At 48.7% G+C, this 12,248-nt stretch carries 9 protein-coding genes and 1 riboswitch; all 9 genes read right to left on the reverse strand.

Features of this window, described 5'->3' with window-relative positions; all coding sequences use genetic code 11:
• Positions 1–31 precede the first annotated feature (31 nt).
• Positions 32–835 carry an enoyl-CoA hydratase-related protein gene (locus ABNN70_RS14585; protein WP_353948211.1) on the reverse strand — a complete coding sequence of 268 codons (804 nt, stop codon included), beginning with the start codon at positions 833–835 and terminating at the stop codon, positions 32–34.
• Positions 822–1,679 (reverse strand): 3-hydroxybutyryl-CoA dehydrogenase, encoded by an 858-nt coding sequence (locus ABNN70_RS14590; RefSeq protein ID WP_353948212.1) that lies wholly within the window; start codon positions 1,677–1,679, stop codon positions 822–824. Before ABNN70_RS14590 ends, ABNN70_RS14585 begins: the two co-directional genes overlap by 14 nt.
• A 225-nt stretch (positions 1,680–1,904) precedes the next feature.
• The gene (locus tag ABNN70_RS14595) at positions 1,905–2,099 is read right to left on the reverse strand and encodes a hypothetical protein (protein WP_353948213.1); all 195 of its coding nucleotides are present in this window, start codon (positions 2,097–2,099) and stop codon (positions 1,905–1,907) included.
• Between the two features lie 255 nt (positions 2,100–2,354).
• Positions 2,355–3,770: a SpoVR family protein gene (locus ABNN70_RS14600; protein ID WP_129928310.1), complete on the reverse strand. Its 1,416-nt coding sequence runs from the start codon at positions 3,768–3,770 to the stop codon at positions 2,355–2,357.
• Positions 3,771–3,921: 151 nt separating this feature from the next.
• Complete coding sequence (locus tag ABNN70_RS14605) at positions 3,922–6,207, reverse strand: transglutaminase domain-containing protein (protein ID WP_353948214.1); 2,286 nt, start codon at positions 6,205–6,207, stop codon at positions 3,922–3,924.
• A complete protein-coding gene (locus ABNN70_RS14610) occupies positions 6,200–7,396 on the reverse strand; it encodes a DUF58 domain-containing protein (protein WP_353948215.1) in 1,197 nt (398 codons plus the stop codon). The genes ABNN70_RS14605 and ABNN70_RS14610 overlap by 8 nt, the downstream gene beginning before the upstream one ends.
• On the reverse strand, positions 7,393–8,358 hold the full coding sequence (locus ABNN70_RS14615) for a MoxR family ATPase (protein WP_353948216.1): 966 nt from the start codon (positions 8,356–8,358) through the stop codon (positions 7,393–7,395). The genes ABNN70_RS14610 and ABNN70_RS14615 overlap by 4 nt, the downstream gene beginning before the upstream one ends.
• 241 nt (positions 8,359–8,599) lie before the next feature.
• Positions 8,600–9,883: a globin-coupled sensor protein gene (locus tag ABNN70_RS14620; RefSeq protein WP_353949448.1), complete on the reverse strand. Its 1,284-nt coding sequence runs from the start codon at positions 9,881–9,883 to the stop codon at positions 8,600–8,602.
• A gap of 144 nt (positions 9,884–10,027) precedes the next feature.
• Positions 10,028–11,890, reverse strand: coding sequence for an EAL domain-containing protein (locus ABNN70_RS14625; RefSeq protein WP_353948217.1), 1,863 nt, complete (start codon positions 11,888–11,890; stop codon positions 10,028–10,030).
• A 166-nt stretch (positions 11,891–12,056) separates the two neighbouring features.
• A riboswitch (SAM riboswitch) is annotated at positions 12,057–12,173 on the forward strand.
• The last annotated feature ends 75 nt before the right edge of the window (positions 12,174–12,248 follow it).

Consider the following 12,248-nt stretch of genomic DNA (forward strand, 5'->3'; position numbering starts at 1 on the left):
AAGGTGATCCGGTTTAAATTTTACTGTCTGATTATTTCCCCGGAAAACGGGGCTGGCGCTTCTCGATAAAAGCCGCCATACCCTCGCTCCGGTCTTCAGTATGGAATAAGGCTTCAAATGTCTTGATTTCCAGTTCAAGTGCCGTATCAAGGTCACAGTCCATGCCCTTCCGGATCAGCTGTTTCAGCCGGCTGACAGCGACCGGTGAACGGCTGACAAGGGTCCGCGCCAGTTGAGCAGCCTGATGATCCAGTTCCTGCCTGGAATCCGTAATCGCGGAGACAAGGCCGAGCTGATAAGCACGTTCGGCGCTCACCGGCACACCGGTGAGCAGCAGTTCTTTTGCGGGTGCTTCACCGATCAGTCTCGGCAGTCGCTGCGACCCGCCGAATCCGGGGATGATCCCGAGACTCACCTCAGGCAGACCGAAACGCGCATTCCGGCTGGCAATCCGCAGATCACAGGCGAGCGCAAGTTCACATCCGCCACCTAGTGCGTAGCCATTGACCGCGGCAATGACCGGTTTTTCAAACTGTTCTATCTGCGCCATCAGCTGATGACCGGCTGCTGAAAATTGCCTGGCTTCAGCCGGATTCATGGCGCTCATTTCGCCAATATCTGCACCGGCTATAAAAGATTTCTCACCGGAGCCGGTCAGAATCACTGCACGGATATCGGAGCGGCCCGCAAATGTATCAAAGGCTTCTGCCAGCTCGCGGATCACCCGGCTGTTCAGGGCGTTGAGCGCGCTTGGACGACTGATCGTCATTTTACCGACTGCACCGTCGACGGACACTTCGACAGGTTTGTTATCCATCAACTCATCCTTTTTCATAGTGATAAAACCCTCTGCCTGTTTTCCTGCCGAGCCATCCGGCCTGCACATACTTTCTGAGCAGCGGGCAGGGTCGATATTTTGGATCGCCATAACCCTGATAGAGCACTTCCATAATGGACAGGCACGTATCCAGTCCAATCAGATCCGCCAGGGCAAGCGGTCCCATCGGATGATTAGCGCCAAGCCGCATCACCTGATCGATTTCCTCTGCTCCGGATACGCCTTCATAGACACAATAGACCGCTTCATTAATCATCGGCAGCAAAATCCGATTCGCTGCGAACCCGGGAAAATCATTAATTTTAACAGGTACTTTTCCCAATGCTTCGGCAAGATGCAGGGTCGTCTGCAGCGTCTTTTCCGATGTATCCAGTCCTCTGACCACTTCAACCAGTTTCATGACCGGTACCGGATTAAAAAAATGCATACCTATGACCTGACCGGACCGGCGGGTCACCGAGGCGATTTCCGTTATCGCGATGGATGACGTATTGCTTGCCAGAATGGCCTTTTGACCGGCCAGCTGATCCAGCTGCCGGAAAATACGCTTCTTAATATTCGGATCCTCCGTCGCCGCTTCAATAATAAAATCGGCACTGGCTGTTGCCTCAATATCTGCAGCGACATGAATGTTTTCAATCACCCCTCCTCTTTCGGCTTCAGTGATCCTCCCTTTTTTCACTGATCGCGCAAGGTGATCGGCGATACGCTCCTTTCCCTTCTGAATCCGCTCCTCCGTTATGTCGTTCAGTAATACCTTCTTCCCTCCCTGAGCCATGACCTGAGCGATACCCGCACCCATTTGGCCCGAACCGATAACTGCTACTGTATGAATTGGCATGAATGCTCCTCCCTGAGTACCGTAATCTGGTTGGTCATATCAATATTTGTCGAATGTAATCGCTTTCATTTACATGCCTTTTCTTCCTCAGGATCTGTTAGCCATGAAGAAGACCTGACAAAGCATGCCTTCCGGCGATGGCTTAGCCTTAATTGCCCTTGTGATCATCCTTAAAATGATTTCATTTTCTTTTTTATTGTGCGAAAAAGTTATAGTGCGAAAAAGTCAGATGTTTTTCATCATTCCATGCGGTTTGCATCCGTCAGGAAGCCATGCTGAGCGCAGCTTTCCACTCGGATTGTTTTTTGAGAAGGCATGAAAGGACAAACGATTATTCAGTTGAAAGATGGCAGACAGGTAATAGTGATCGTTACTGAGAAGTTTTTGTTTTTGATCTTTGATCGTCGATATATTTTTCATGAAGGCCTGTCATGAAAAGACAGATTCACAGACTTTTAATTCCATGCACAGGTTTGTTTGAAATGGTGAAGACCAGTCTTCAAGTGAATAAATAACCTAACTGGGAGGAGGATCTCAAACTATCTGTTTGAGATTAATTTAATCATACGGACTGAAAACCTGTTTGTCAATTAAAAAGTTCAAATATTAGACACATTTTATCCCGCCTGCACAAGCACGTCCTGTGCGCCCGGAACCCCCCGCTGATACCCGCTTCTATTGCTCAAGTTTTTTGCGTTTGACTTCCCCATTCTCGCAGCTGAAAAGTGTCGGTTGATCCTCAATAACCGTATGCAAGTGAACCGGCCGGCCCCAGAGCTGAACAAGATATTTAAGGACGCCTTCCATATCACGAACATCCAGTTCTATCCCTTCGTATCGGTGGTACAGAAGAAGTTCCCCATTTTCATGGTAGTCTCCGTCTTCTACCACAATATACGGGAATCCCCCGTTGACGCGCATGGAGACAAGCTGATCACGGATATTTCGCCAGTCTTTATCCGTGATGGTGTAATTATCACCCTTTCTTTCAAAGAGAAAGAGATCTTCCCGTCCCGCCAGCTCTTTGGATAAATAATTGCGGATAAAAGACTGATCGGATTCAAGTTCACGGACTTCAAAAAGTTTCTCGCGTCCGGATCCCTCTGTAACCCCCATTTCTCTCATCTTCTCATCGGGATGGTTATAGTGCTCCTCAATGTCTTCAAAGATTTTCAGGCCAAGATAATAGGGATTGAGACCTCTCTGAGACGGCTGCACAACCTGGGCATTCAGTTTGGCAAATTCGACCGTTTCGTCGGATGTCAGATCAAGTTCGCGCATGATCCGGACATGCCAGTAAGAGGCCCACCCTTCGTTCATCACCTTAGTCTCAAGCTGCGGCCAGAAGTACAGCATCTCCTCACGCAACATGGTCAGTATATCCCGCTGCCAGTCTTCAAGAATCCTGCTGTATTCCTCAATGAAGAAAAGCAGATCCTTCTCCGGACGCTTCGGAAATTTGGCTTTCTCTTCTTCTTTCGGCACGTCCTCCGGTTCATCCAGGTTTAACAGATCCTGGTAGGCGGACAGTGGGCGGCGCCTTTTCTTAACCGGCTTCCCCGGTTTATTATCCAGCCAGTCGCCCTTCCTGATAATCCGCGGATCCACGTGCTCCTGAATGGCAAGGACCGCATCAATGAATTTTTCCACCTTTTTTCTGCCATAGGTCTCTTCATAGTGGTGAATCCGTTCGGCTGTCGCACTCATGCTCTCAACCATATCTCGGCGTGTATTGATAAACCGCACATTGTTTTTGAAAAAATCGCAGTGAGCCAGAACATGGGCGACAATCATTTTGTTCTGGATCAGGCTGTTCGTATTCAGCAGAAAGGCATAACACGGATCAGAATTGATCACCAGCTCATAGATTTTGCTCAGGCCAAGGTCATATTGCATCTTCATTTTGTAAAACTGCTTGCCGAAGCTCCAGTGGGAAAAGCGGGCAGGCATGCCATACGCCCCGAATGTATAGATAATTTCTGCGGGACAGACTTCGTAGCGCATCTGATAAAAATCAAGTCCGAATCCTTCTGCGATTTCAGTAATTTCGTCAATGGAACGCTCAAGCGCTTTAAGGTCTCCTGTATTCATCAGGCGCAGCACCCTCTCAGGCAAATAGTCTTGCTTCATTCTATGAACGACCTGTAGCAGAATATACCGAACCCGGCGTCCACACTGAACGATACCTGAAAGAAAAAGCCGCAGAATCAATTATTTTCTGCGGCAAGAATTATATTCTTATTTACGTTTTTTGCTTCAGGAGGAACAGCTTTCGAAGTACCCGGCGGAACAGGCGGCTGATCCGGGGCTGCTCGCCAGCAGGCAGATCGGCCCGTCCAGAGTAAATCAGTTGTTCATAATACCCGGCCAGCTGCTTCATGTCATGGCCGGAAAGGATCCGGTCAACCATGGTCGAAAACTCATAGACAGTCTGTGAATCTGCTCGACGAAACCCCTTGATCCGAAGCAGCCGGGACAGATTTTCAAAAGCCTGACAGAATGTCGTTCCATCCCGGACAATCATCTTCTTCTGCTTCCGTAAATAGTAAGCCGCCATCCATTTTCTGCGGGTCAGAATCAGATAAACAAGGCCCGCCGCAAGCAGTATGCCACCGGCTGCAAGAGCAACCGGAAAGAATGGAAACCGGTTTTGATCCCCGGCTTTTGCCTGCACATTCGCCCCGTCTTTTTTCTCCTGTTGCGGCGTGTTCTGATGACTTTGCGCCGGCTTCTTTTGCTGCTGCGCCGGATTCTGCTGATTTTGCGCCCCGGATGCGGACTCAGATTGTCCGTTCTCCTGAGCCTGCGTCCCGCTTCCTGTTGCAGAATGAACAAATTGATTCGGATTATTAAAAGACGGCGTTGCCTCAAAAGTGACCCAGCCGCTGCCCGGAAAGTAGACTTCGGCCCACGAGTGGGCATTGGCATTCGTTATTTCATAGGCAGAGGTCAGCTGTGACTTGCCTCCGATCATGTTCGCATTCTCCTGCCCGGTGTATTCACCCGTTGTGAACCCCTTGACCCAGCGTGCGGGAATGCCGGCTGAACGCAGAAGCACGACGAGAGAAGTTGAAAAATTGTCGCAATAGCCGATCTTGGATTCAAAAAGAAACTGGTCGACATAATCCTGATTCTGCGACGGCCGTGGCACACGATCGATGGAATACGTGAAGCGGGAAGATCTGAGATAGTCGACAATATGACGGACCTGATCATAGCGGTTAGATTCACCCGAGGTCAGCTTCGTCCCCAGTTCTCTCACGCGGGAAGGCAGACGTTCAGGCAGCTGGAGATAGGTCTTTCGGATATTTTCCGGATCTTGACTGCCTGCGGACTCAGCGGTCACCTGCCTGAGCCGGTCTATTCGAAATGTCGGTTCCAGATAGTTGATCTGCTCTGTACGCGCCCGTGTTTCCTCACTCGTCAGAATCTGACCTGAAAGCGGAGCGAGCTTCAGCCTTCTTCCCGGTACCCGAATATCGCTCAGCTGGCCGGTATAGGGCAGAACAGCAGGACTGTTACTGGAAAAGGTGATTCTGGCCGATTCCTTTGACGTTCCGGTATTTTCTTCAAAAAGAGTCATTGCGTCGGATACATCTGAAAAATGAATCAGTGGAACATAATAGGGATGATTATCCGCCCAGCCTTTGCCGGTATAGGTCTCTTTTGAAGACACACGCCAGTAATTTCCTGTTCCGGTCACATAAGCTGTGAAAAGCGGGGTATCATCCATAGAAAGTGATCCGCCGAGCGCCGTATCGTCCGCATCATATCCGATCCTCTGTCCATTTGAAAAAAAGGCGCCGTTCTGGTTCATATTGCCGAATCCGATATGCTGAAGATATCGGGCGGGGCCGTTCCACTGAGCCTCGGCTTTTGGCGCAAGTATGCCAAGCAGGAGGACCCCTGCCGCAGCAGCTGAAACCGTCATAACCCATGCTTTGAAAGAGGCTTTCGATCCCGTCCCGCTGCTTTTCAGTTCAACCCATTTGCTGATACCCAGAATGACCAGACCCAGGACTGTGACAAGGATCATGTCCGGGGTCGCATCATAGAACGTAAACGTATCGACAACAGAAAGTGCAACAGCAGCCAGAAAGAGGAACAGAAAGATATGTCCGTTTCTCAGCCAGTACCGGACCGTAAAGCAGATCAGCCAGACCATGACAAAGAATAAGAACGCACTAAACAAATCGGACAAAATGAACAGCTGACCATTCCAGACCAGGGCCGCATTATGAACAATATCTCCTGCGGCGTCACGGATCCAGCTTAAAGCAAAAAGCGGTGTAGCATTGAAGAAATAAAAATGAACGCTGAAAAAAATCATACCCGCGCCGGCTGCCAAATAGATCCAGCCGGGAAGGCGAAAATAGAGAAGGAGCATCAGGCCCGCAATAAAAGTAAAAAGCAGCGTCTCCGACCGGAGAATCGTCAGGACAGTCACTGGCTTCACACACAGCCAGAGAATGACTGCAGCCAGTATATATATCACAGTCTGAGACCATTTTTTTGACGAATCAGCCATTTTTATCCCTCGCTTGAATCAGACTGTCAAAATGATCATGTGCCACAACAAAAAGAGAAAGATAAGGGGAAGCAAACCGGCCAATATCAGCGTCTCCCGGCCGATCGGTGACAAGAAAAAGGGCCTGACGCTGTTTTTTTGCCCGGGCAAACTCAATAAGGGCAGCCGCCAGGGCCGGATCCGTACTGACTGCAAAACCGGCAACTTTGCTATTCACGGCAAGCTGTACATCTTCTGTTCGCAGAGCATCCTGCCGGGTCAGACCGGCGAGCAGTCTCCCTGCTTCCTGCATCCCCTTTTTTACATCACCCCGTAAATAGGCCGGTGCCTGACGATTACTGCAGGCCAGCCGCACGGTGTATCCTGCCGACAGCAGCATTTTCACAAACGATGCAGTGAAAGAAATACTGCGTTCAAACACCGGACCGGAATCATGGTCTTTGACCACAAGAACGATGGAGGCGTGCCGTTCCAGATCGCGATCAAATTGCTTACTTACCAGCCGACCGCTGCGCGCGGTTGATTTCCAGTCAAGCCAGGATATCCTGTCATTGGGCTGATAGGCCCTTATGCCACTGAATTGGGACAGATCGATGTCCTGTGAGGTAAACCTGGGGTCAACGTTTCCCATCCTTCGGTCATTCAGCCGGATCTGACTGATTTTTGGAAAAACAAGAACAGACTGAGGACAGGGCAGAATCAGTTTCCGTTTAAAAAAGCCAAGGGGATCTTCAATATTCACCTGCACAGTAGAAAACCGGTGCGCTCCGCGTCTGATCTCAGGAATGGCATAGTGAACGGTTACGCTTTTCCCAGACCAGAACGACGCGCTGGTGTGAACCTTTACCGACCCACTTTCCTCTGAATCATCAGGCCCGTCCGTAACAGACAGCAGGATAAAGGGAAAAGCGTGTGTTCTGCTTAGAATCAGATCGATCTTCAGCGTGTCACCGGCATGCAGCTGCTGATTTTGAAAAGTTCTGACCGGATGGATCAACTGACGTGGATAGAACATCAGTAACGTGATATACAGAGCGATGGGTAAAAACACATAAAAGAGAAACCAGCTGATAAAGCTCCCCTGAGCCAGGGCAAAAGCAAACATCAGACCGAGGACGAAAAGCACGGTACCATAATGTAACCAGACGCTGTGCGTTAAACGGTGAAAGAACGTGTGAAGAGGCGTCATTTAACCGATTTCTTATCCCGCACCGGTACTTTCACATGATCCAGGATCTCGTGCATGGCCGTCTCTGCCGTCAGACTGGAATAAGCCGCTTCCGGTTTCATCACCAGCCGGTGACTGAGCACATAGGGGGCGACCGCTTTGACATCATCCGGAACGACAAAATCACGCTGCTCGATAAAAGCACGGGCACGGATAGCGCTGATCATACTGAGCGTCCCCCGCGGACTCACGCCAAGATAAATCATGGGATGATTTCTCGTCGCCGTAATAATATCCAGCAGATAATTTTTAATCCCGTCCGAGACATAAACCTGCTGCGCTTCACGGCGCATCTCCAGAATATCTTCTACTGAAAGAACGGGACGGAGATCCTCAAGCGGATCTTTACCCGACATCCGGTTGAGAAGTTCAAGTTCATTTTCTCTCGACGGATAACCAAGAGAAAGTTTAAGCAGGAAACGGTCAAGCTGTGCCTCCGGAAGAGAATAGGTGCCCTCATATTCAATCGGATTTTGCGTCGCCATAACAAAAAACAGCTCAGGCAACTGGCGGGTCACACCGTCTACTGTGATCCGGCCTTCCGCCATCCCTTCAAGCAGTGCTGACTGGGTTTTCGGTGACGTCCGGTTAATTTCGTCTGCAAGGATAATGTTGCCCATCAGCGGACCCGGACGAAATTCGAATTCACCGCTCTTCTGATTATATATGGAAAGTCCCGTGATATCTGAAGGAAGAAGATCAGGGGTAAACTGAATTCTCTTGAACTTCGCTCCGATTGAGCGGGCCATGGCACGGACCAGCCTGGTTTTCCCGACACCGGGAATATCTTCGATCAGAACATGTCCGCCCGCAAGCATCGCCAGAGTAATCAGTTTCACTGCTGTATGTTTTCCGATCACAACCGTCTCGACATTTTTTATCATTTCTGAAATCAGATCATGTGCATCAGAATTTTGGTTCATGGCGTTTCCCCGTTTCTCAATATGTTCTGACTATTTCAACCAATAGATTAATTGTACAAAATTACCGTGTCCATTTCCAACAATCGGTTTTCCCGTCATGATGTTGTCACTTTTTATGACAAAAAGAATAAAAAAAAAAAAGATCATGAAACCTTTCGCATGATCTCCCTGTTTTAAGTCTGATTTTGATTATTAAACAGTCAGAAGGTCAGGAAATCACCCTGGATTTCGGAGTGACCCATCACAGCTTCTGCATCAGCTGATCCGCCGACTGGTTCAACGATTCCGATCGGCCGGCCAGCTGCTCTGCCAGATGAACGAGTTCATCAACATGCTTACCGATGCCTTCAGACAGGAGGCTGGTGGTATCAACAAACTGGATCATGTCCTGAAGCTTCTGCCTGGTTTCTCCGGATTGTTTCATGCCGTTCTCGATGGTGAGGGTCGTTTGCTTCAGGGAACGGATGACCCGTTCAGTAACATGGGTTGAGTGCTCCGTTCTATCCGATATGTCGATCATCGCCTGATGGGTTTCCTCAGCGACATTTTTCACTTCATCCGCTATGACGTGGAATCCCTTGCCCTTTTCTCCTGCTCTTGCGGCTTCAATCGCCGAATTCAGGGCCAGAATGTGGGTCTGTTCCGAGATGTTTTTAACAAGCAGCGAAACCCGGCTGATTTCCTGGCCGGACGTTTCGAGTACATGCACCATATTTCCCAGATTTCTCACAGACTCACCGGCCTTTCCGACCTGTTTAAAGAGATGCTCCAGCCGGTTCCTGCCGTCAGATGCTTTCAGCCGGGCACGGCGGCCCTCCTGAATACTCTTGAGGACGGATTTTCTGACCGACTGAAAATGATCCTGCAGATTTTTTACTGTTTCCAGAGTATTGCCGGACAGCTTATTCAAATCACTGCTGACACCTGTAATAGCTGCTTTGAGATCGTCTTTTCCCACTTCGTATTCCTGTCTGAGCTGTTGTTCGTATTCCCTGTCATAAGCTTCAAGGACGAGCTGCTGTTCAAAACTGATCATTTTATTGAGTGCATGGATCATGCGCCGGGTAGCAGATGGATCCTTTGTGATCGTATAAATCAGATCGGTCAGACTTCTCTGCAGATTCTGGAACGTCCCCATATAATAAGCGGGTTTCAGACCAATCCGATAGTGGATCTGCCCGACCTGATACCGGCGTTCAATAAAGGCATCATCGATCGTTCCTGAGAAAAACTCCATCACATGAACGGACAGGGTCTGACTCAAGTGCTCAATCGAACTGTATCGATCAATAATCTGTTTTAACGGTTCAATATGATAGAAGCTGGCATAAAAGTTTCGCGCCATCTCTTTAATGTCCTTCTCAGCAAAAGGACGGATTGCTTTCAGAAACTGCAGGTCCTCAGCCGTCATATCCAGCATATTCAGCTTATCACGTACCGATTGATCCTGCACCTGGATCCTGACGCTTTCCTTTTTGGCTTCACTCCGCCAGTCGCTTTCAATCTGTCTTTTTCGAAAACGCATTTCTCTCAACATCTCTCCTTCTTCACTCTTGCAGAGCATAATAGCAGTTAATTACAGTCTATCCCGTTATCTGCTTTTATCGGGGAGTCAGAAAGCGTTTTTCCTGTGACAGAAGTGCGACAATTTCCGGTGTTCCGATATTGTTTATGAAATCTCACCGCCACCGGTCATCATATAGCGCTGGAAATCTCCGCATGAAAGCGGCCGGCTGTAATAAAAACCCTGGATCGCACGACAGCGGCACTGCTCGACGGCATGGAGCTGTTCTTCATTTTCAATACCCTCGGCAATGACTTCAATTAAGAGGTGTTCCGCCAGATCAACAATGGCAGCCACAATCGCTTTATCCCGCTTATTTTGCGCGATATCCGTCACAAATGAACGATCAATCTTAATACGATCGACCGGCAGATGCTTCAGATAGCTGAGTGAACTGTAACCTGTCCCGAAGTCATCCACACTGACTTTAATCCCCATATCTTTGATTTCACGAAGCATCCGGGCTGAATGTCTGAAATCCTCCGCCATCATGGATTCGGTGATTTCGAGGATCAGATACTGAGGTTCCAGTCCGTTTGCCTGAAGCACGTGCCGGATGTATTCAGGAAGCTGGTCATCATGGAACTGGCTGAAAGAGAGATTGACCGAGACAGGGATTTTGCAACTGCCGGCATCCTGCCAGGCTTTCATCTGTCTGCAGGCTTCCTGAATGACCCAGTTCCCTATTTCACGGATCTGCCCGGTCTCTTCTGCGACGGGAATAAACCCGTTCGGAGAAACGAGTCCGCATTGAGGATGGCTCCATCGGATCAGGGCTTCTGTTCCAATAACCTTCCGATCCCCTGATCGGATCTGAGGCTGATAATAGAGAAGAAACTGATTCTTATGTAACGCGCTGTGCAGGTCATTTTCAATCCCCACCTTCTGAAGCTGACGGTTATGCAGTTCATTATTGTAAAAGAAAAAGCCGGTTTTCCCCTGTTTTGCTTCTCTCAATGCGGCTTCCGCACTCGTTCGAAGATGCAGATCATTTTCTCCGTCTCGCGGGTAGCAGGCAATGCCGACACTGACGGTAGCGAAGATTTTCCGTCCTTTTATCATATATGCCTGACCGGAAATGGCGACCATCCGGGAAGCCAGTGCAGCCAGCGTTTCACGGCTGAGATCATCGCGCAAGAGTACGCAAAACTCATCACTGTTGATCCGGAACAGCTTCGTGTCATAGGACTTAATAGCCTGCTGCAGACGCCGGGCGGCTGTCTGAAGAAAGAGATCGCCGCAATGACGGCCGTATACTTCATTCACCATCTTGAATCGATCAATATTGATGGTAAACAGAGCGCACGTCCTGCTGTTTCTGCGCGCCGAATCAAGGGTTATACGGATGGCCTCATCTGCACTTCTGCGGTTTGGAAGACCGGTCAGTGTATCATGATAGGCCTTATAGCGCATGGCTTTTTCTTTCTGATTTTCCGCTTCTCTTACGTACGCCTGATAGGCTTCAATGACCAGCTGCTGTTCAAAACTCATCATTTTATCCATAGAAGTTAAAATCTGTGTCAGCTGAAACACGGTTTTCCATTTTCGGAAGGCAGCCTCTGCCGTCAGATGTCTCAGGTGAGAGAGACAGGCAAGATAGTAAGAGGGAGTCATTTTATGAGCAAAAAGGATAGACGCTTTCCTTCTGCATATTTGCACAACCGATCGATCGATCTGCCCGCTGAAAACGAAGATCAGCTGGTCATAGAATAATTGTTTCAGGATTTTTGACGCACCGGGCTCCTCCCGACTCTTAAGTTCCGGAAACGCCTCAATCATCCTCATGAAGTCATCCATTATTTGACCGAAACAGACCTTCATTCCCGGCTGTGCCCATTTCAGTATTCTAAGATCAAGAGCAGTCAGCCCGATCAATTTTATCTGTACTTGTAACCGTTCATCATCAGTATCGATGTGTACGTCCACTTTTTTCAGTTCACTTTTCCATCTTTCCATTGCCTTCTTCATGCTGCCACCTGCTTGTCTGTCGTCATGGATTGACTGTGGTTAAACACACACACACATTTTTATTATCGTCGCCTGAGAATCAATTGTTTACATCTGTGGTAAATTCATCTCCGGCATTGACGGATACCCGGTTTCATGCTAAAATTTCTGTAAACTTAAAAAGAAACTCTTATTTAGAGCGGCGGAGGGACTGGCCCAATGAAGCCCGGCAACCTTTCAATCTTTTATGAAAAAGGTGCCAATTCCAGCAAAACTTCGAACATGAAGTTTTGAGAAATAAGAGGGTGCTGATGAACGTTTAAGCCTCTCTGGTTCAGAGAGGCTTTTAATTTTGCACCTTGAGAGAAAAAACGAAGAA

Origin of the sequence: Sporolactobacillus sp. Y61 (genome assembly GCF_040529185.1) — a bacterium.
In the GTDB taxonomy this organism is placed as follows: Bacteria; Bacillota; Bacilli; order Bacillales; family Sporolactobacillaceae; genus Sporolactobacillus.